At 62.3% G+C, this 20,903-nt stretch carries 20 protein-coding genes; 4 read left to right on the forward strand and 16 right to left on the reverse strand.

The annotated features are described in order from the left end of the window. The first annotated feature begins 334 nt into the window (after positions 1–334). The 3 genes from DJFAAGMI_RS10700 (at position 335) to DJFAAGMI_RS10710 (ending at position 3,398) form a co-directional block, all read left to right on the forward strand. Positions 335–898, forward strand: a complete 564-nt coding sequence (locus tag DJFAAGMI_RS10700) for a TRAP transporter small permease (protein ID WP_211457125.1) — start codon at positions 335–337, stop codon at positions 896–898. Beyond that, on the forward strand, positions 895–2,193 hold the full coding sequence (locus tag DJFAAGMI_RS10705) for a TRAP transporter large permease (protein ID WP_043008640.1): 1,299 nt from the start codon (positions 895–897) through the stop codon (positions 2,191–2,193). Before DJFAAGMI_RS10700 ends, DJFAAGMI_RS10705 begins: the two co-directional genes overlap by 4 nt. Before the next feature lie 167 nt (positions 2,194–2,360). Then, positions 2,361–3,398: a DctP family TRAP transporter solute-binding subunit gene (locus DJFAAGMI_RS10710; RefSeq protein WP_043008642.1), complete on the forward strand. Its 1,038-nt coding sequence runs from the start codon at positions 2,361–2,363 to the stop codon at positions 3,396–3,398. Positions 3,399–3,486: 88 nt separating this feature from the next. Here the strand turns inward: DJFAAGMI_RS10710 and DJFAAGMI_RS25045 are convergent, their stop codons facing one another. From DJFAAGMI_RS25045 to DJFAAGMI_RS10760, 10 genes are all read right to left on the reverse strand, one after another. After that, complete coding sequence (locus DJFAAGMI_RS25045) at positions 3,487–4,803, reverse strand: PIN domain-containing protein (protein WP_211457126.1); 1,317 nt, start codon at positions 4,801–4,803, stop codon at positions 3,487–3,489. A 107-nt stretch (positions 4,804–4,910) separates the two neighbouring features. Continuing rightward, positions 4,911–5,852, reverse strand: a complete 942-nt coding sequence (locus DJFAAGMI_RS10720) for a 2-hydroxyacid dehydrogenase (RefSeq protein WP_211457127.1) — start codon at positions 5,850–5,852, stop codon at positions 4,911–4,913. Between the two features lie 93 nt (positions 5,853–5,945). Next, entirely contained in the window at positions 5,946–6,914 is a 969-nt protein-coding gene (locus tag DJFAAGMI_RS10725; protein ID WP_211457128.1) for a PDR/VanB family oxidoreductase, read from the reverse strand. A 30-nt stretch (positions 6,915–6,944) separates the two neighbouring features. Then, a complete protein-coding gene (locus DJFAAGMI_RS10730) occupies positions 6,945–8,024 on the reverse strand; it encodes a Rieske 2Fe-2S domain-containing protein (RefSeq protein WP_211457129.1) in 1,080 nt (359 codons plus the stop codon). 14 nt (positions 8,025–8,038) lie between these two features. After that, positions 8,039–9,394: an MFS transporter gene (locus DJFAAGMI_RS10735; RefSeq protein WP_211457130.1), complete on the reverse strand. Its 1,356-nt coding sequence runs from the start codon at positions 9,392–9,394 to the stop codon at positions 8,039–8,041. A gap of 140 nt (positions 9,395–9,534) precedes the next feature. Then, positions 9,535–10,014 (reverse strand): MarR family winged helix-turn-helix transcriptional regulator, encoded by a 480-nt coding sequence (locus DJFAAGMI_RS10740; RefSeq protein ID WP_003081275.1) that lies wholly within the window; start codon positions 10,012–10,014, stop codon positions 9,535–9,537. A gap of 108 nt (positions 10,015–10,122) precedes the next feature. Beyond that, a complete protein-coding gene (locus tag DJFAAGMI_RS10745) occupies positions 10,123–11,199 on the reverse strand; it encodes an aromatic ring-hydroxylating dioxygenase subunit alpha (protein WP_211457131.1) in 1,077 nt (358 codons plus the stop codon). Positions 11,200–11,271: 72 nt separating this feature from the next. Further along, positions 11,272–12,036 carry a GntR family transcriptional regulator gene (locus DJFAAGMI_RS10750; protein WP_211457132.1) on the reverse strand — a complete coding sequence of 255 codons (765 nt, stop codon included), beginning with the start codon at positions 12,034–12,036 and terminating at the stop codon, positions 11,272–11,274. Between the two features lie 182 nt (positions 12,037–12,218). Beyond that, on the reverse strand, positions 12,219–14,048 hold the full coding sequence (locus DJFAAGMI_RS10755) for an ABCB family ABC transporter ATP-binding protein/permease (RefSeq protein WP_211457133.1): 1,830 nt from the start codon (positions 14,046–14,048) through the stop codon (positions 12,219–12,221). Further along, positions 14,006–14,497: a hypothetical protein gene (locus DJFAAGMI_RS10760; RefSeq protein ID WP_211457134.1), complete on the reverse strand. Its 492-nt coding sequence runs from the start codon at positions 14,495–14,497 to the stop codon at positions 14,006–14,008. Before DJFAAGMI_RS10760 ends, DJFAAGMI_RS10755 begins: the two co-directional genes overlap by 43 nt. Positions 14,498–14,709: 212 nt before the next feature. Here DJFAAGMI_RS10760 and DJFAAGMI_RS10765 point away from each other — a divergent pair, with 212 nt between their 5' ends. Continuing rightward, on the forward strand, positions 14,710–15,177 hold the full coding sequence (locus DJFAAGMI_RS10765) for an acyl-CoA thioesterase (protein WP_211457135.1): 468 nt from the start codon (positions 14,710–14,712) through the stop codon (positions 15,175–15,177). A 68-nt stretch (positions 15,178–15,245) separates the two neighbouring features. Here DJFAAGMI_RS10765 and DJFAAGMI_RS10770 read toward each other — a convergent pair whose 3' ends face one another. The 6 genes from DJFAAGMI_RS10770 to DJFAAGMI_RS10795 form a co-directional block, all read right to left on the reverse strand. After that, positions 15,246–15,884 (reverse strand): bactofilin family protein, encoded by a 639-nt coding sequence (locus tag DJFAAGMI_RS10770; protein ID WP_211457136.1) that lies wholly within the window; start codon positions 15,882–15,884, stop codon positions 15,246–15,248. A gap of 241 nt (positions 15,885–16,125) precedes the next feature. After that, positions 16,126–16,638, reverse strand: coding sequence for a thioesterase family protein (locus DJFAAGMI_RS10775; protein WP_211457137.1), 513 nt, complete (start codon positions 16,636–16,638; stop codon positions 16,126–16,128). A gap of 345 nt (positions 16,639–16,983) precedes the next feature. Next, complete coding sequence (locus DJFAAGMI_RS10780) at positions 16,984–17,778, reverse strand: enoyl-CoA hydratase (protein ID WP_211457138.1); 795 nt, start codon at positions 17,776–17,778, stop codon at positions 16,984–16,986. Positions 17,779–17,824: 46 nt separating this feature from the next. Further along, positions 17,825–18,658: an acyl-CoA thioesterase gene (locus tag DJFAAGMI_RS10785; RefSeq protein WP_211457139.1), complete on the reverse strand. Its 834-nt coding sequence runs from the start codon at positions 18,656–18,658 to the stop codon at positions 17,825–17,827. A 37-nt stretch (positions 18,659–18,695) separates the two neighbouring features. Beyond that, entirely contained in the window at positions 18,696–19,661 is a 966-nt protein-coding gene (locus DJFAAGMI_RS10790; RefSeq protein WP_211457140.1) for an alpha/beta hydrolase family protein, read from the reverse strand. Positions 19,662–19,675: 14 nt separating this feature from the next. Beyond that, a complete protein-coding gene (locus DJFAAGMI_RS10795; RefSeq protein ID WP_211457141.1) occupies positions 19,676–20,872 on the reverse strand; it encodes an acetyl-CoA C-acyltransferase in 1,197 nt (398 codons plus the stop codon). Between the last annotated feature and the right edge of the window lie 31 nt (positions 20,873–20,903).

The following is a 20,903-nucleotide window of genomic DNA, read 5'->3' on the forward strand; positions in this document are numbered from 1 at the left end:
CCAAGCCTGCCGTGCTCGTCAGACCCTAGGGTAATGCCTGCTGCACGACGTAAGCCATGCGACATAGATACCTTGATAATATTTGCTCACATCTATCCGGTGTGTCTACTCGCTCCAAGCCATCCCGGTGCACAACGCCGTGAAGGTCAAGGAACAACATAAGGACTTACGCAAACCAGATTGCAACAACGGCCTGCCTCCTGAGGCAATCGTGTTGCCTGAACCCGTTTTGCGTAAGTCGTGAACATAAGGGCATTTTCATCGAGTGCGCGCGGATCACGCCATTCAGGCGAGCTGCCCTGACCCCTGTGTGTTTTTCTGACTTTCCGCGTTCATGTCCTCCACTCCTCCCGAGACCGATGGTGGTGCCGATACCGGCGCGCGCCCGGACGAGCCTCGCTCCCTGCGCATTGAAGACTGGCTGACCGTGATCATCATGGCCGCTCTGGCCCTGATCACCTTTGCCAATGTGCTGGTGCGCTATTTCACCAACTCCTCCTTTGCCTGGACCGAGGAAATCTCGGTCTTTCTGATGATCTTGCTGGCTCTGGTCGCAGGCTCTGCCGCCGTGGCGCGCAATCAGCATATCCGCATCGAGTTTTTCTCGGACAGCGGCTCCGTCCAGCGCCGCAAGGCTCTGGCCCGTTTCGGCTCGCTGATGGTGGCGCTGCTGTTTGCCATCATTGCCGTGCTCAGCGTGCGCGTGGTCTGGGACGACTTCCGCTTCGAGGAAACCTCGCCCGGCATCGGCCTGCCGCAGTGGTGGTATTCGATCTGGCTGCCCGTGGTCTCCGCCCTGATCACGCTGCGCGCCATCGGCCTGTTCATCCGCCAGGGCAAGCCCGGCGCCTTCCCTGACGAGCCCGTGGAAAAAGACCACAGCAAGGAGATCGCATGATCGCCACCTTGCTGTTCGTGGCCTTTCTGGGCCTGATGTTCATCGGCGTACCCATTGGCGCGGCCCTCGGCCTGGCCGGGGCGGCCGCGATTGCCCTGGCCAATGCCGATACGCAGTGGTTCGGCCTGCTGGCCGTGCCGCAGAATTTCTATGCCGGGCTGGGCAAATATCCGCTGCTGGCGATTCCCATGTTCGTGCTCGTGGGCTCCATCTTCGATCGCTCGGGCGTTGCCCTGAGGCTGGTGAACTTTGCTGTGGCCATCGTGGGCCGCGGCCCCGGCATGCTGCCGCTGGTGGCGATTGCCGTGGCCATGTTCCTGGGCGGCATCTCCGGCTCCGGGCCGGCCAATGCGGCGGCCGTGGGCGGCGTGATGATTGCCGCCATGAGCCGCGCGGGCTATCCCAAGAGCTTCTCTGCCAGCGTGGTCGGAGCGGCCGCAGCGACGGACATTCTGATTCCGCCTTCGGTGGCTTTCATCATCTACTCGGTGCTGGTGCCCGGTGCTTCGGTGCCGGCCCTGTTCGCGGCCGGCATGATTCCCGGCGTGCTGGCGGGTATCGCGCTCATCATTCCCGCCGTGTGGATGTCGCGCAAGCACAAGATGGGCGCACTCGAAGCCTCCATGCCCCGCCCTCCGTTCTGGAAGAGCCTGCGCGAGGCCTCCTGGGGCCTGGCGGCTCCAGTGCTGATCCTGGGCGGCATGCGCATGGGCTGGTTCACGCCCACCGAAGCCGCCGTGGTTGCCGTGTTCTACGGCCTGTTCGTCGGCATGGTGATTCACCGCACCATCGGCGTGCGCGACCTGTTCCCGATTCTGCGCGAAGCGGGCGAGCTGTCGGCCGTGATCCTGCTGGTCGTGTCGCTGGCCGGCATTTTTGCCTTCTCGCTGTCCACCCTGGGCGTGATCGATCCGGTGGCCAATGCCATCGTGAATTCCGGTCTCGGCGAATACGGCGTGCTGGGTCTGCTGATCCTGCTGCTGATCACCGTGGGCATGTTCCTCGACGGCATCTCGATCTTCCTGATCTTTGTGCCGCTGCTGCTGCCCATCATGAATCACTACCAGTGGGACCCCGTCTGGTTTGGCGTGATCCTCACGCTCAAGGTGGCACTGGGCCAGTTCACGCCGCCACTGGCCGTGAACCTGATGGTCAGCTGCCGCATCGCGGGCGTGCGCATGGAGTCCACCGTGCGCTGGGTAGGCTGGATGCTGCTGTCCATGTTCGTCGTGATGATTCTGGTCATTGCCTTCCCGCAGCTTGCTCTGTGGCTGCCCGCAAAGATGGGGTACTAGCCTCCCCTGAGCGGCTTTGCCGCATCCCCTCTCTCTTCGGGGGGGACGACACCAGCGCGGCGGGGCGGCCCTTGCGCGGTGTCTACTGAGATGGGCCGTGCTTATTCAATGTGCAATGCATCTAACAAGCAAAGCATTTTTTCGTTTCTAAAAGGGAGACAAACCAAATGAAACTTCGTACCTTCCTCGCATCTGCCGTGGCGACAGCCGCCGCACTGGCTTTCGCATCGCCCATGGCCATGGCCCAGGCCAAGTACAAGAGCGAATACCGCATGTCCCTGGTGCTGGGCACGGCCTTCCCCTGGGGCAAGGGTGGCGAGTTGTGGGCCGACAAGGTGCGCGAACGCACCCAGGGCCGCATCAACATCAAGCTCTACCCCGGCACATCGCTGGTGCAGGGCGACCAGACGCGTGAGTTCTCCGCACTGCGCCAGGGCGTGATCGACATGGCCGTGGGCTCGACCATCAACTGGTCGCCCCAGGTCAAGTCGCTGAACCTGTTCTCCATGCCCTTCCTCTTCCCCAACTTCAAGGCCGTGGATGCCGTGACCCAGGGCGAAGTGGGCCAGGAAATCTTCAAGACCCTGGAAAAAGGCGGCGTCGTGCCTCTGGCCTGGGGTGAGAACGGCTACCGCGAAATCTCCAACTCCAAGCACGCCATCAAGACGCCTGCCGACCTCAAGGGCATGAAGATCCGCGTCGTGGGCTCGCCCCTGTTCCTGGACACCTTCACGGCCCTGGGCGCCAACCCCACGCAGATGAGCTGGGCCGATGCCCAGCCGGCCATGGCCAGCGGCGCCGTGGACGGCCAGGAGAACCCCATCGGCGTGTACATGGCCGCCAAGCTGCAGTCCGTGGGCCAGAAGCATCTGACCATGTGGGGCTACATGAACGACCCGCTGATCTTCGTCGTCAACAAGGACGTGTGGGCCAGCTGGACACCTGCCGACCAGGCCATCGTCAAGCAGGCCGCGCTGGATGCCGCCAAGGAAGAAATCGCCATTGCACGCAAGGGCCTGGTCGAGGCCGACAAGCCTCTGCTCAAGGACCTGGCCGGCCTCGGCGTGACCGTGACCACGCCTAACGCTGCCGAGCGCGAAGCCTTTGTGAAGGCCACGCGCCCCGTCTACGACAAGTGGAAGAGCCAGATCGGCGCACCGCTGGTCGACAAGGCCGAAAAGGCCATTGCTGCTAGTCAGAAATAATCTGCACACTTCATGAAAATCCCCGCCAGAGCGATCTGTGCGGGGATTCTTCATCTCTTAATCATTCAAGAAGCCAGCACATGCTGCCTTACTGCCGGTAGGACAGCTTTGATCCAGACTCATCCAGGCGGATATCACCTCGCGTCTGAAGCAGCGCATACACCTTCTGCACAATCGGTGCCTCAAGATTTTCGCTACGGGTCATCGCCTTGATGGCGTTGAGTAGAGCCGCAGGCTTTGCTGGACGATTTTGATTTTCACGCCAAGTGGTAAGCAGCCGATATGCATACTGTGCCGCCGATGGGTTCAGCAATCCTGCAGGAACGGCAGCGCTCTGAGACTTGACCTTGGCTGATGCGGGTTTGACTGCCGTCGCGTTTACGGGTGACGTTGAGGCCATGGGCTTGCTCACAACGCCCGCCTTAGCTGTAGACACTGCTGCGACTGTGCTCCTCTTCGGCAAGGGCTCGGAACGAGGAGAGGCCTCTGCCGTTTTTAGCACTGCACCCGCACTCGCACCAGACGCTTTTGCCGCAGAAACAGGCTCTGCAACCTTAGCCATAGACACACCAAGCCGCATTGCATCAAACCCCAGTAGCTTGGCATGCTTAATCATTGGCTCGTAGCCTAGATCGTTGGCTACAACGACCAGACGCTTTCCCCTCTTGGAAGCCAGGTAGCCACAATAGAACGAAAGCTGAAAGTCCAGTGAATTTTTACCGGCCTGTACTGATGGCACCGAGGTAAAGCGCTCTCCTAGCGCTTGATAGCCTGCATCCATTTGTTTTTGATGAGGGCCATGCAAAAGCCAGACATGCGTACAGTCGGGCACCATGGCTTGCACTTCACTCCAGGCTGGCTGGACGTTTTCCCAATCAATCAGAACGTGCACGCTATCGGCACTCTCCGCTTTTGTCGCTGCGGCGTTCGCCTCACTCGCATGAACGCAGGCATCCGACATGCCGTGCAACTCAATTGCCTCCTCTTGGACAGGTGTCACAGCATTCTGAACCGATAAGGCCGCCGGATGCTTTTGCGCATTCTTGAGGAGCTTCTGACCCACGGCCTGAGGAATATCGATACCAAGCTGATCCGCAAGCTGCAACAAATATAGCAACACATCTGCAATCTCATCGGCCGCCTTGGCTTTTTGCACAGGATCGACCTTGACACCTTGGGACTGCTGCGGCGTCATCCACTGAAAGATCTCCAGCAATTCGGCGCTTTCGACCATCAACGCCATTGCCAGGTTCTTCGGGGTATGAAACTCCTGCCAGTGACGCTCGCTGGCAAACTCCTTTAGTTGCTGCTGCAATGCGCTCAAATCCATGAATGCCCTCTCGTTGCTTCTTGCCCGCGCTTGTACCAGAAGGTAGACAAGCACGGCAAGCAGCAAGACCTTCATCTACTCAAAATCAATAGCAACCCATGCACTCTGTAGATATATTTCAGCATTAAATCATCTCAATATTGATATCTATAAAGCGCAAACAGCTTTCAATTCAATAGCATTCAGATGGGTGAGACCAAGGGCTTGCCATCCAGATGGCAGCGCATATTGGCGATGAAGCGGTCCACCGAGTTCTGCACGGCCTCGGGCGACCAACCGCCCACATGGGGCGTCAGCACCACGGCGTCCAGATCGATGAGCTGCTGCGGCGGCTGCGGCTCGCTTTCGTAGACATCCAGTCCGGCACCAGCCAGACGGCCTGCACGCACGGCTTCGGCCAGCGCCTCGGTATCGACCACCGAGCCGCGCGCGATATTCACCAGCACGCCTTTTTCGCCCAGGGCATCGAGCACCTCTGCATTGATCAGATGGCGCGTGCCCGCGCCGCCCGGCGTGGCCACAAGCAGCACATCGGCCCAGGTAGCCAGCGCCAGCAGATCGTCAAAGTAGCGGTAGTCGACGCCCTCGCGCGGCTTGCGGTTGTGATAGCCGACGGGCATGTCGAAGGCGGCTGCGCGCCTGGCGATCTTGGCGCCGATCTGGCCCAGCCCCACGATGCCCAGGCGCTTGCCCGAGACATTGGCCGGCAGCGGCAGGGCCGAGCGCCAGATGCCGGCACGCGTGGCCTTGTCCAGCTTGACGATGCCGCGCACCGCGGCGATCAGCAGACCCATGGCGTGGTCGGCCACGCAGTCGTCGTTGGTGCCCACGCCGTTGCCGACGGCAATCCCGTGCGCCTTGGCATGGGCCACGTCGATGTTCTCGTAGCCCGCGCCCATGGCGCAGACCAGCGAAAGCCCGGGCATGCGCTTCATCTGCGCGGCCGACAGGCCCGTCGCACCAATCGTGCACACGCATTGCACGCGCGCGCCGTGGGCGGCGATTGCGGCCTCGGCCTGATCGGCCTCGGGCGCATAGATCACATCAAAGTCGGCAAAGGTCTGCTCCATCTGCTGCAGATGGGCGGGGACCTGGAGATTCAGAACTAGCAGGACAGGCTTCATGGCGGGAACGCGGCGCTTTCATGGAAAACGCCTATTTTGAGCAGGCTGCGCCAGCCCTGCCCGCGCATGGTCAAAGCCTGCCCGATCCGCTGGTCACAGATCCAGCACCAGACGGCCGGACCTGGCGCGCGAGCAGCAAGGCAGGAACTGGTCATTGGCCGCCTGCTCGTCTTCGGTGAGATACATATCGCGGTGATCGGGCTGACCCGAGATGACGCGTGTCAGGCAGGTGCCGCAGACGCCCTGCTCGCACGAGGTCTGAACGCAGACGCCGATGGACTCCAGCGCCTGCACCACGGTCTGCGCCGGCGTGACGCGCACCACCTGGCCGCTGCTGGCGACTTCCACCTCGAAGCTCTCGTCGTCGGCGCGGTGCTCCACTTCGGCGGCAAAGAACTCGTAGTGCAGCTGCTCCGCAGGCCACCCCGCCTCTCGCGCCGTGTCGAGCACGGCGTCCATGAAGCCCTTGGGCCCGCACACATACAGATGCTGACCCTGCTCTCTTTGCTGCAGCAATTCGCTCAAACCCAGCGACGACTTTCCATTCGCGTCATCCACATGGATCTGCGCCTTGTCAGCCCATTGCGCAGTCTCGATGGTCTGGGCGAAAGCCATGCGCTCGCGCGAGCGGCCGCAGTAGTGCAAGGCGAACTCCGCACCGTCGCTCGCCAGCTTGCGCGCCATGGCCAGAATCGGCGTGATGCCTATGCCGCCTGCCAGCAGCAAATGCTTGCGGGCCGGCGCATGCAGCTCGAAATGGTTGCGCGGGTGGCTGATGGTGATCTGCTGGCCGGCCTGCAGCTGCTCGTGCACGGCCGCCGAGCCACCGCGCGAGGCAGGCTCGCGCAGCACGGCAATCACATAGCGATCCAGCTCGGCGGGATCGTTGCTCAGCGAATACTGGCGCACCAGCCCGCCAGGCAGGTGCACATCGATGTGCGAGCCGGCGCTGAACGGCGCCAGGCTGGCGCCTTCCAGAGCCCGCAATTCCAGGCTGCAGATACCGGCTGCCTGCTCCTGCTTGTGCGCAATGCGCACTTCGAACGTGGTTTCAGTCTTCATCTCGGGTACTTCTCTTTTGCTTGTGCGTCGCTAGGCCAGCGCCTGCGAGGCTTGCGCGCCGGCCTGGCGCAACCGCTCAATCACGCGCCGCGCACGGTTGGGCCCCACATCCACGTGGATATCCACCACGGCGCGTGAACCAAACCGCTGCTGGTTGCGGAACTGGGCTTCGATGACCACCTTGTCTTCCTCGAAAGTGGCCGCCGTCTGATCGATCACCAGCTGTGTGGTGTCCTGCATCTGCGGATGCGGATTGGTCGCAATCGTCCAGAAGTAATGCGCGCTGGTCTCCGTCTCCGGCGTCACGCCGTGAAAGCCGCGCATATGGAATCCTTCTCGAGCCGGGTTGTCCAGCCTGTCCTGGCCCGCATCCATGGCACCGGTCCAGATACGCACATGCGAGGGATGGAACTCCACTTCCTGCCAACGGTCGATGCGGCCCTGAAAAGGCCAGGCCTGTGCATAAGTAGGTGGGGGATCAGAGTCCGGCATCCAGCGCACCACCTTCACGCTGTCCCCGTCCTGGCTGACCTTGAGATCTGCGTTCATATGCACGCGGGCGTTGCCGCCGATGGTCTTGAGGTGCACATAGCCCAGATGGCTCAGGTCCAGCAGGTTGTCGTGAATCAGCTGATACGGAGCGTCGTAGTGGTACACGCCGCCGCCAAAACGATATTGCGGGTCGCTGTGCACGGCATAGGCCGGCGGCTCCGTTCCCGGCACGGAATCCGGCGTCGCGCCCATCCAGATCCAGAGAATCTGGTCGCGCTCACGCAGCTCGAAGGACTTCACGCAGGCCTTGGCCGGAATCCGTTCCTGGCCCGGTATTTCGAGGCACTGCCCCTCATGGCTGAAGAGCAGGCCATGGTAGCCGCAGCGCAGACCCGCAGCTTCCACCGTGCCGCAGGACAGCGGCAGCTCGCGGTGGCAGCAGCGATCCTCAAGCGCCGCGACCCGGCCATCTTCCGTGCGGAACAGGACCACCGGCTGGCCCAGCAAGGTACGCGCCACCGGCTGGTCCTTCAGCTCCCAGGCAAAGCCCGCCACGTACCATTGATCCAGCGGAAAGGCAGGCGCGACTGCGCTCATGGTGTGAGAAATTTGGTTCATCGAAGTCTCCCTGGTCAATGAGCGGCCACTGTTTCGGACGTGGTGCGCCTGGGCGCGACCTGCGGGCCGGCAATACGGTGCATGGACACGATGACGGCAGCCAGGACAAACGCCATGCCATAACCCAGGTACAGCTGGTCGGGCGACCAGGCCGCATCCAGCAGGCCGCCGGCCACCAGTGGCGACACAATCGCCCCGATGCGACCGATGCCGATGCCCCAGCCCACACCGGTGGCGCGCACATCGCTGCCGTAGACCACCGGCGCAATCGCATAGAGGCCGGCCACGCAGGCATTCACGAACACGCCGATCAGGAAGGCCAGCGTGTACGACATCCACAGCGCACCGGAGCTGCCCACCAGAAAGCACAGCAGCACTGCCGTCACCAGCATGAAGACCGCCAGCGCACGGTGAATCGCAAAGCGCGCCGCCAGCAGACCCAGCAAGGTCGCGCCCAGAATGCCGCCAAGGCTCAGCAGCACACCCGTGGTCACGCCCTGCTCGGGCGTCAGGCCCGAGGCAGCCAGCAGCTTGGGAGTCCAGCTCATCACGAAATAGAAGCCGAACATCACCGAGAAGAAGGACAGCCAGACCAGCAACGTGGGGCGCAGCAGCTTGGGAGACAGCAGCTGCAAAGGCCCCATGCGCTTGCTTTCACCGATGCCTGCCACCACGGCCTGAGGCAGGGAGCCCAGTGCGGGCAGGCCCATCTTGCGGATCAGGGCATTGAGACGCTGCAGCGCATTGGCGGGCCGCTTGACCAGCAGAAAGTCCATGGACTCCGGCAAGGCAAACCAGGCCAGAACCAGCACCGCCAGCGTGGAAAAGCCGCCAAACATGAAGACGGAGCGCCAGCCATGGTGGGCCAGCAGCCAGACCGCAATACTGCCGCCGATGGTTGCGCCCAGCGCATAGCCGGTCGATTGCAGCGTGACCGCCAGACTGCGCCAGCGCAGCGAGGCATATTCGCTGGCAATCACGTTGCTGCACGCCAGAATGCCGCCCACGCCCAGGCCCGTGATCACGCGCAGCACCGCAAGCTGCGTCGGCGTCTGGCTCCAGGCCGAAGCCAGCATGCCCAGCCCGGACACGGCCAGGCACAGCAGAATCAGGGGACGGCGCCCCAGCCTGTCGGCCATGGGTGCCAGCAGCAGCGAACCTGCGGCCATGCCGAAGAGGCCGGCACTGAGCAAAAAGCCCAGCTCCGATCCGCTGAGCTTCCAGTGCCCGGACACCGCCGAAGCCGTGAAGGCCATCACCAGCACGTCAAAACCATCGATCATGTTCAGGGCCATGCATACCGCGATGACCGACCATTGGAAGGTCGTCATGGGCCGCTGGTCCAGATGCGCGCGCAAATCCTGTTCCATCGTTGTCTCCTTGTTTTTTATCATTCATTCAGCATACTGAATCACATTCAGTTTACTGAATGAACTCTTGATCCAGCACAAGTGAATTCCCTAGTCGCGCCGGCTTGATCGTGGTGAAGCCGCCGAGCCAGAACGGGCTGTTAGCCGTTGATCGCCGCTTGCTCGCCGGCTTCAGTGCTGTCGTGCAACTGCACGAACTTGCGCAGCAGACGCTTGAACTCCGCCTGCTCTTCGGGCTCCAGCGCGGAAAGCATCCGCTGCTGCAGCTCGTAGACATTGGGCACAAACGCGGCCAGCATGGCTTCGCCCTCGGTGGTCAGACTCAGACGGCGCTGACGCCTGGGCAGCAACTCGCGATGAATCCAGCCCTTGCTTTCCAGACGCGCAGCGATATCGGCCGTGGTCGAGTTGTCCAGCGCGACAAGACGCGCCAGCGTCACCTGGTCGATGCCGGGAGACTCCTGCAGCATGCGCAGGATGGCGTATTGAACCGGCGTCACATCGGGGCCCAGCACTTCTCGAAACAGCAGCGCAGCAATCTGCTGGGCTCGTCGAATCAGATGACCTGGCTGGTCGTAGAGATCCAGGGAAAGCGGGTTGGGTGTGGTGGGCGATTCCATGCAGCAGCGTAGCAAGGGCAGCGCTGACTATGGACAGCGCTGACTCCGATTCGGGGAGCTGCAAGATTACTCCATCTACAGACATGATCTGCCCCTACCTGCCGCCGCTCAAGCCAGCGCCGCAACGCGCGACTCGTTTTTCTCCTCGTCGATCAGGCGCTCGATGATCTTGCGCGACTGCACGCCGCCGGCATCGATATTGAGCTTGAGCAGCTGACGCTGCGGATAGTCCTCGAGATTGCGCTGCTGCAGCTCCAGCATCTCCAGGTCTTCGCTGAAGATCTTGTGCTGGCCCTGCTTGATGGCTGCCGTCACCGATGCATCGCCGGGATTGAACTTGCGCGCCATGCCCCAGAAGTACCACATGCTGCCGTCGGTCTCGGGCGTGATGAAGTCCACCACCATGCTGTAGACCTTGTGCTCGTCCGCTGCGTCATAGCCGCCCTTGCCGGCATGTGCCACACCGACTTCGATCAGCACATGGCTGGGAGGGGTGAAGCGGCAGACTTGCCAGCGGTCCACAGGCACGTCATCGGCCAGACCGTTGCTGCGCAGAGCCATCTTCCAGAACGGAGGTGCCTCGATGTTTTCCATGAAGCGGCTGGTGACCACTTCGCTGTCACCCAAGACTTCAGTCTTGCAGGGCGTCTCGTCGATCTCGGCCTGACCGATGCTGCTGGCATGCACATAGGTCTCATGGGTCAGGTCCATAAGGTTGTCGATCATCAGGCGATAGTCGGCCTTGATGTGAAACAGGCCGCCGTCGTAGGCCCACTCGGGGTTGTCATGCCATTGGAGATCCGGGATCAGCGCTGTATCGGCCGCATCCTTGTCGCCCGGCCATACCCAGACAAAGCCGTAACGCTCTTCCACCGGATAGCTCTTGATGGCAGGAAAGCCGCGCACGCGCTGGCCGGGCATGGCAACCGTCTTGCCGTCGCAGCCCATCTCCAGCCCGTGATAGCCGCAGACCAGCTTGCCTTCACAGACGCGGCCCAGTGACAGCGGTGCACCACGATGCGGACAGAAGTCTTCGACGGCGGCCATCTTGCCTTCCAGTGCACGGTAGAAAACCATGCGCTCGCCACAGATCTGGCGCCCCAGCGGCTTGTCCGTGACCTCGGCTGCGGTGGCCGCCACATACCAGGTGTTGCGGGGATAAATGGCTTGTGCCTGATGGTTCATCGTGGATGTCTCCTTGTATTTATCGGTCGGGGGTTTTGATCCGGCGCAGCCTGCGGCGCGGCAGACCGGCCGTCAGCGGCTGGCGCGAATCAGTTGCGCACCGGGTACGCGTGTGGTCTCGGGCGAGCGCATGGCTTCGCGCAGATTGCGCCGCGCAATGCGCGAGTGCTCTTTCATCAGCGCCTCGGCACGCGCGCCTTCGCGGTGCTCGATGGCGTCAATCACTTCACGGTGCTGCTCCTGCGCCAGGATCAGGCTGCGAAGCGCGCGCGGAGACTCGGAGTCGGCCACCACAAAGCCCGAGGGGGAGGCAAAGGGCAGGCGCTTGACCCGCTCCAGCTCGCGCTGCATGAAGCTGCTGCCCGACATCTCCAGCAGGATGTCGTGAAATTCGGAGTTCAGGGCCACATAGGCGGAAAACGCTTCGTCGCCCCAGTTCTGGGCATCCAGCACACGGTCGATGGCATCGAGGCAGCGCGTGGCCCGCGCCAGCAGGGCTTCATCCACCCCGCGCTCGGCCGCCATGCGCGCCGCCAGGCCTTCCAGCGTGCCGCGCAGCTCGATGGCGTCCGACACATCGGCTTCGGACAGCACGCGCACCTTGTAGCCGCGCCCGCCAGCCGTGGCTTCCAGCATGCCCTCCTGCTCAAGCCGCATCAGCGCTGCACGTATGGGAGTACGGGAGATACCCAGACGCTCGGCCAGCACCAGCTCGGAGATGCGCTCGCCGGCAGCCATCTCGCCGGCAAGAATCATTTCGCGCAGTTGCAGCTGCGCCTTCACGACCTGGGAATGGTTTTCTTCCGCAGCAGCAGCGGTGGCAATGGAGGGTGGCATGTCTCGCGGGGTATTTAGTTCTTGGTAGACGGAAGAAATGTATACATAAAAATCAAAAAACAGCGATTTAATTGCAAATTCAAGGGTAAACACCTAACAACATGTATACATAAAAGCAAAGCGATCAAAAAGAAAGCCACCCGAAGGTGGCTTATCAAACGTCTGGCGAAAGGTAACCGTACTCAGGCGGAAATCTCCGATGACTCCGCCTGGTTGAGCTGCATATTCCACATGCTGGAGTAACGCCCTCCGGCGGCAAGCAACTCCTCGTGCGTGCCGCGCTCGATGATGCGGCCGCTGTCCATGACCAGGATTTCATGCGCTTCGACCACGGTGGACAGGCGGTGGGCAATGACCAGAGAGGTCTTGCCCTGCGCCGCGCTGCGCAGCTCGTTCTGGATGGCGCGCTCGTTGGCGCTGTCCAGTGCCGAAGTCGCTTCGTCGAAGATCAGAATCGGTGGATTCTTGAGCAGGGTGCGCGCGATGGCCACACGCTGCTTTTCACCGCCCGATAGCTTGAGGCCGCGCTCGCCCACTCGCGTGGCATAGCCCTGGGGCGTGCGCTCGATGAAGTCATGGATGCGTGCGGCCTTGGCCGCTGCAACCACCTGCTCCTGCGAGGCGCCCGGTTGCCCATAGGCAATGTTGTAGGCCACCGTGTCGTTGAACAGCACCGTGTCCTGCGGAACGATGCCCACGCAGTGCCGCACGCTGCTCTGGGTCACCGTGCGGATGTCTTGCCCGGCAATGCGCACATGACCGCCCTGCACGTCATAGAAGCGAAACAGCAGACGCGCCAGCGTGCTCTTGCCCGAACCCGAGGGACCGACCACGGCCACGGTCTTGCCTGCAGGAATGGTGAAGCTCACATCGTGCAGGATGGGGCGCGCGCTATCGTAGGCAAACTGCACGTTCTCAAACCGCACTTCAGGCGGGGGATTGTCGATATGCAAGGGCTGGGCGCCAGGCGCATCGGACACTTCGCGCTCCTTGTCCATGAGCGTGAACATGCGGTTCAGGTCGGTCAGGCTCTGCTTGATCTCGCGGTAGATCACGCCCAGGAAATTCAGCGGAATGTAGAGCTGAATCATGAAGGCGTTGATCATGACCAGATCGCCCAGCGTCAGCCTGCCGTCGACCACGCCCTGCGTGGCCCGCCACAGAATGGCCACCAGCGCAGCACCGATGATGAGCTGCTGGCCGCAGTTGAGCATGGACAGCGTGGTCTGGCTCTTGAGCCGCACGCGGCGCAGGCTCTCGAGGTTCTCGTCGTAGCGCGCGGACTCGAACTGTTCGTTGTTGAAGTACTTGACGGTCTCGTAATTGAGCAGGGAGTCGATGGCCTTGGTATGGGCCGCCGACTCCTGCGCATTGGCCTCTTTTCTGAAGCGGGTGCGCCACTCCGTCACGGTGACCGTGAAGCCGATATAGAACACCAGCGCTGCCAGCGTGATGACGGCAAACCAGATGTCGAAACGCACGGCCAGAATACCCAGCACCAGCGCCATCTCAATCAGCGTGGGCAGTATGGAGTAGAGCGAATATGAGATCAGCGACTCGGTGCTACGCACCCCGCGCTCGATGTCGCGCGTCATGCCACCGGTCTGACGCTCCAGATGAAAACGCAGGCTCAGGGCATGCAGATGCTCGAAGGTCGACAGCGCGATCGAGCGCGATGCACCCTGCGTGGCCTTGGAAAAAACCAGATCCCGCAACTCGGTGAACATGGTGGAGGAAAAGCGCAGCAATCCATAGGCCGCCAGCAGCCCCACGGGGACCACCAGCACGGCCTGCGCCTGCCCGGGCTTGATATCCAGCGCATCGACCAGATGCTTGAGCAGGATGGGCACGCCCACATTGGCCAGCTTGGCGCAGATCATGAACACCAGCGCTGCCAGCGCATGCCATTTGTAGCGCCAGATATAGGGAAAGAGGCGACGCAGCGTGGCGCCGTCTGACTGGTTTGCCGCTATTGCGGCTTCTTCAGGGGTTGCAGGTAACTGTGAACGCATTGTGGGGCTGTGTCGCCCTGCAGGCAGTCGGAGCCGCGGTAGAGGGCGTCTATTTCTATGACGGGAATCTGGGTACCTGCGAATTCTGCCTGTCCCGTCACTTTTGCGCTCACCCAGACCAGGGTGAAGGGCTGCAGCAACTGTCTGTCATACGGGCCAGCACCGCAGGCCTTGAAGAAGCCGGCCTCGCGCGGCCAGGACAGAAACCCCTGCTCATTGAACTCGGCATGCAGCAGAACCATGCAATCGCGCTGCTCGCTGACGGCCTCTATGGTGCGCAACCCGCCGGCCCAGCAGACACGCGCATTCAGTGCACCGGCCTGCAAGGCCTGCCGCGGCGACAGCTCGGTGAACGGCCCCGCCAGTGCCGCTGCACCGGTCAAGGGCTCCGGATGGCAAGATGGCTGCACGGCCTGTACAAGTGGCTTGAGCGACGTTGCAGATGTCACATCGTCTCTACCCGATACTGGGGCTTTTACCGGATGGCTGCTGCAGGCCGACAGCAGCACACTCAGACCCAAGCCCATCCACCACAAACACCGTCCCATAGTTACCCCCTACTTACTTGCCCGAACCGTCGCTAGTGGCTTTCTCCCGTCGACATGGTAGAAACCCGATGTTGAGGGACAATTCAATCTTTCCATTCGTGTCACAGATTTCCATGCCCCCCCGTTCGCCCGACCTTCCCAGCGTTGCCCTGCCCGCCGACAAGGAACTGGTTCTCAAAGTCGTGCCCATGCCTGCCGATGTCAATGCCAATGGCGACATCTTCGGTGGCTGGGTCATGGCGCAGGTGGACTTGGCCGGCTCGGTGCTGCCGCAGCGTATCAGCCATACCCGCATGGTGACCGTGGCCGTCAACGAATTCATCTTCAAGCAACCCGTGCGCGTGGGCGACATTCTGTCCTTTTACGCCGGCGTGCAGCATGTGGGCCGCACCTCGGTCGCTGTGGATGTGGAGGTCTTTGCCGAGCGTTTTTCCGACCAGGGCAAATATGTGAAGGTGACCGAAGCCCGTCTGACCTATGTGGCCATTGATGCCACCGGCAAGCCCCAGTCTCTGCCGGATACCGAGCAGACGCGCGCCTGGCGCGAAAAAATCCAGGCTCAGGCGGCCACGAAGAGCTGATCCACGCCATCGAGCATGAAAAAAGCGACCTCGGAAGGTCGCTTTTTTCATGGGCTGTGCGCAGAGATTCAGGCGACTGCAGCGCTACCCGTGGTTTCACTGCTGCTGGCTGCAGCCGTTGCCGTGCTGCTGCCGGCACTGCTCTTGCTCCAGGCCGAAGCGGAGGTGCTGCCTGCACTGCTGTTGCTGGAGCTGGTTCCTGCCTCAATTTGCCCCGTCAGCTCCCCGCCCTCTTCGATCACCACCTTGCCATAGCGGATCTTGCCGCTGACCTTGCCAGAGCCATAGATCACCAGCTTTTCACGGACGGTGAGCGAGCCGTCGAACTTGCCATGGATTTCTGCGATATCGATCTCGGCCGTGCCATGAAAAGCACCCTGCTCGGCGATCTTGATGACGCGGGAATTCATGGTCGCCTCGACCGTTCCTTCCACCACCAGGGTGTCGCAATCCGTGATCTCCACGCCTTTGAGCTTGATGTTCGGGCCGACGGTAAGCTTGCTGCCACCGGTTTCCTCTGCCACAGGCGCAGCGGGAGCTGCCGAGGCGCGCATGGAGCTGGAAGGCGCCGTGCCAAGGCCTGCACTGCTCAAAGAGCTGGCACCCGATGTCGCTGTGGCATTCGCTGTCGAAAGCCCGGTGACGGAATTGCGTGGAGGAAAGCTATCGTTTTCACGTTTGCCGAAGAACGGGTTTTGCACAGCCATGGCAGGAATCTCCTAGTCAGAAAACGCCATCCTATGCAGCATAAGCAGCAACATTTGCCCTTATCTCGCAATAACGGTAAGCAAAGCTTTCACAAGTTTCAGTTACTTGCATGCATTGCCTGATCTCACACAATGAAAGATCTGGCTGCATCCGGGCAAGCGTTCACTTGCCTTGTTTTTACGCATTTCGATCTCTACCCCATATTTCGCAAGCGCCAGACGCTCTCTTTTCTGAACAGCGTCAAGAGACGATATAGGCGGCCGTGCCGGTAGACAGCAACTCGCCGTCCACGGACAGAAACTCCATCTGGGTATTCGCCACCCGTGAGCCCAGGCGCAGCACTCTGGCGGTGAGCAGAAACTCCTTGCCGATGCCGGGGCGCATATAGTCCACACGCAGATCAATCGTTCCCAGCCGGGAAAACCGATGCAGTCTTTGCGCCGGCGTATCGTCCATATGCTTGGCCGCAATGGCCGCCATCACAGCCAGCCCGCCCATGGAATCCAGGCCGGCGCTGATCACGCCGCCATGAATGCGTTGGTAAGCCGAATGTCCGATCAGATCGGGTCTCATGGCGATATGCCCCTGCACCAGCGTGGGCGTGATCTCGCCGATCTTCAGACCGATCGTCTGATTGAAGGCCACGCGCGTTTCAAAGATCTCGCGCAAGCCGGAGATGAACTCAGGCTCGAACTGAACGGACTCTGCAGTCTCCTGCGCTGAGTTGCGGGATGGAACGGAACTAGATGTCATAGGCAACCCCCGAAAAATTGGTCAAAGAAAAATCGCCCGACAAGGGGCGATTTTCAGATCGGCACAGCTACAGGCTGGCGAAGCTGGCCTGGATTCGGCACTTGCCGGAATCCGGGCGGCGTTTTGGCGAAACCGCCACCCATCGCTGCGCTCGTCATGCTGCCGCAAGGTCTGACTTCAGCACTGGCTGAAGTCAGGGTGGCGTTTTTGGCGAAACCGCCACCCATCACTGCGCTCGTCCTGCTGCCGCAAGGTCTGACTTCAGCACTGGCTGAAGTCAGGGTGGCGTTTTTGGCGAAACCGCCACCCATCGCTGCGCTCGTCTTGCTTCCGCAAGGTCTGACTTCAGCACTGGCTGAAGTCAGGGTGGCGTTTTTCCATGAAGGCTGTCAGGGCTTCCTTGGCCGCGGGCTCGCGCAGCATGCGGGCGAAGACCGCGCCCTCTTCCACAATACGCTCGCCCACTGCCTTGGCCTGACCGCCCTTCATCAGGCGCTTGGTCTCGATCAGCGAGGACAGGGGTTTGCGCGCCAGCTTTCTGGCCTGGGCCTGCGCCACGGCATTGCATTCGCTGGGAGGCACCACGCGGTTGATCAGACCCACTTCCAGTGCGGCTTCCGCCATGAAGGGCTCGCCCAGCAGCAAGGCCTCGGCGGCACGGTGGTAGCCCAGCATCTGGGGCAGAAGCAGGCTGGAAGCGGCTTCGGGGCATACGCCCAGGTTGATGAAGGGCAGCGAGAACGCGGCGTTGTCGCCGGCATAGACCAGATCGCAGTGCAGCAGCAGCGTCGTGCCGATGCCCACGGCCGGGCCGCAGACTGCAGCAATCAGCGGCTTGGGAAAGGCCGAGACTTCCTGCAGAAAACGCCACACGGGGGCATCGGCCCCCATGGCATCGGGGGTGGCCGCCTGCTTAAGGAAGTCCGCAATATCGTTGCCTGCGCTGAAGATGGCGATGTCGCCCTGAAATACCACCACGCGCACGCCTGCGTCGACCTTGGCGGCCGCCAGTGCATCCGCCATCTGTGTGTACATGGCCTCGGTGAAGGAGTTCTTCTTCGTCGCGCGGTTGAAGGTGATGGTGCACACGCCCTCTTCGGTGTGCACCAGGATGTCCTGGCTATCCTGGGTATTGCTCATGGTCTTGCCTTGTGAATGATGTGAACAGCTTGCCGGTTTCGGCGCGCTATTCCTTGTAGTAAACAATCTGGTGGCTGGTTGCCAGCATCTGGCCGGACTGGCTCCACAGCTGGGCCGTCTGGTCGAAAAAGCCGTTGCGGAACTCCTGCCCGCGCGCCTGCGCCAGCAGCAGTCCGTCGCCCGCTTCGGCCAGTTCCTCGCGCCCGGCATGGAAGTAGACCGTGATGGACACCGTGCCCGCAGGCACGCGCTTGGAGCGGCGCAGCCACGCCCGCGGAAAGAAGACGTCGGAGACCGCAGCCAGCGACGCGAAATCCAGCGGACGCGGCGGATTGTCTCTCACCCAGAGCCGCGTCAGACTGTCGCGCTCGGCACCGTCCTCCTCACGCGGCAGGATGCCGTCCACAAATCGCATCTCGTAGCGGGTCAGCCACTCGGAGGCCTTGAATAGCGGCGGCACGCACTCCACCTCGGCAGCAGCCCGGACCTCGGGCATGGGCATATCGCTGACGCTCCAGGTCTGGCGACGCACCGCCGTCACGGCCGTGGCCGTGGTCACGATCTGCGGCTGGCCTTCGGCATCGGGCTGGGTGATGGTCAGCAACCAGTGCTGGGTGGAGCGGTTGGTACGCACCGGCCTGGCCTCGATCTCGAAAGCGCCCGGCCCAACGGCTGCCGCATAGTTGACGGTGATGGACAGCGGATCGCCCAGGCACTGCGGGTGCTGCTGAATGGCCTGCACCAGGCTGGCCGCCGTGATGCCGCCATAAGGGCCGACCATATTCCAGTAATCGGGCGAAGCCGTTCCCTGGTACTGATTGGGCACTCCCGTAGCGCTCAGCGCCACGGCACGATCAAAGGGGTGGAGGTCTGTGCTCATGATTGGCAGTGTTGCCCAAGGGCGGGAATGAAAGCCGTCAAACAGGTGACTCATGCGGCCCGAACAAGGGTTTGCCTGGGCCGCGATCACCGTTGCGCCAGCTCTGCAGCAAAGGCAGCAGGGGCTGCCACAGTAGCTCGCGCATCTCTTCCTTGAAATACCCCAGATGGCCTATGCGTCCGGCAGGAGCCAGCCCCGGGTCCACACGCTCCAGCGTGCTGGGCGCACTTTTGTACCAGTCCACCAGCGCTTGCACGCTGGCCAGCGACATCATTTCGTCGTCCTCGAAATACAGCGCATGCAAGGGGTAGTGGGCTGCTGCATAGGCCTCGGCCGCCCAGCGCCCCTCCACCCCCATGGCGTACAGAGGATTCAGACACCAGCGACGCCATTGCCAGATCACGCCTGCCGGCAGATCGCCCACAATGCCCAGCTTGCGTCCGGGAAACGCGCCGTACAAAGCCGTGACCAGCGGGGCGACACCCCACCAGAACAGCCTGATCATGCGCCGGGTGGGCGCCGCGTTGTCGCGCCAGTAGCCGCTGCCGCTGCCCACGGACAGCAAGCCGTTGATGGGCAGGGGGATGGAAGCCAGCCCCGGCAGTTGCGAGCCCACGCTATGGCCGATCCAGATCAGCGGCTGCTCGGGAAACTGCTGCTTGAGCTGCGCTGCCACCAGCTCGCAGTCCTTGGCCCAGTCCAGCAAGTCGGCCCTGGCGTCACGCAGCGGCACCTGCAGCGACAGGCCATGGCCACGGTAGTCGAAGGTGGTGACGCCATAGCCCTGCTCCGCGAGCCATCGGGCAAAGGCCTGGTAATAGCTTTGCTGCACGCCCATGGCGCCAGCCACCACCACCTGCGCCAGCGGCGCTACCGCCCTGGGCTGACACTGGCGCAGCGCCAGATGGGCCGAGCCCACGGAGATGGGCAAGGCCATCTCCGTCCATTGCACAGCGGCCTGCTGCGGAACCGACACAGAGGCTTGCGACTGGGCGGTATGCATGGCGGCTGCGGCGTTCAGACGCGCTCGAAGATGCCTGCCGCACCCTGCCCCATGCCCACGCACATGGTCACCATGCCGTACTTGAGCTGCTTGCGTTGCAGCGCATGCACCACGGTGGCGGCGCGGATGGCGCCGGTTGCCCCCAGAGGATGGCCCAGTGCAATCGCACCGCCCATGGGGTTGACCTTGCTCTGGTCCAGACCCAGGGTGTTGATGACGGCCAGGGACTGGGCCGCAAAAGCTTCGTTGAGCTCGTACCAGTCGATATCGTCCTGCTTGAGACCTGCGTAGCGCAGCGCGGCGGGAATGGCCTCGATGGGACCAATGCCCATGATGGCGGGCGGCACGCCCTTGCTGGCATAGCTGACAAAACGCGCCAGCGGCGTCAGGCCAAAACGCTTGACGGCGTCGCCGCTGGCAATGATCAGCGCGCCCGCGCCGTCGCTGGTCTGAGAGCTGTTGCCCGCAGTGACCGAGCCGCGCGCCGCAAACACGGTGCGCAGCTTGGCCAGGCCTTCGAGGCTGGTATCGGGGCGCGGGCCTTCGTCCAGACTCACGGTGCGCGTGCTGGCCACGGTTTCGCCTGTGGCGATGTTCAGCGTGCGGTCGGTGACTTCGATCGGCGTAATCTCGGCGGCAAACTCGCCGGCCTGCTGCGCGGCGATCGCGCGGCGGTGCGATTCGAGTGCAAACGCATCCTGCGCCTCGCGCGAGACCTTCCATTGCTGGGCCACCTTCTCTGCCGTCAGGCCCATGCCGTAGGCAATGCCCACATCGCCATCGCGCTCGAAGATGCTGGGCGAGAGGCTGGGCGCATTGCCCATCATGGGCACCATGCTCATGCTCTCCACACCGGCAGCAATCATCACATCGGCTTCACCGACGCGGATACGGTCCGCCGCCATGGCCACGGCCGACAGACCGGAGGCGCAGAAGCGGTTGACGGTGATGCCGCCGATGCTGGTGGGCAGCCCTGCCAGCACGGCACCGATACGCGCCACATTCAGGCCCTGCTGGGCTTCGGGAATCGCGCAGCCGCAGACGATGTCCTCGATCGCCTTGGGGTCCAGCCCGGGCACCTGGGCCAGCGCCGCCTTGAGCGTGGTGGCCAGCAGATCGTCGGGACGGTAGTTGCGGAAAAAACCCTTGTGCGAGCGACCGATGGGCGTGCGCGTGGCAGCAACGATATAGGCGTCTTGTACTTGTTTCATGACCAAATTCCTTGGTTGTCTCTTAGCTCTT

The sequence above is a fragment of the Comamonas brasiliensis genome (assembly GCF_018292285.1).
Taxonomy (GTDB): domain Bacteria; phylum Pseudomonadota; class Gammaproteobacteria; order Burkholderiales; family Burkholderiaceae_C; genus Comamonas; species Comamonas brasiliensis.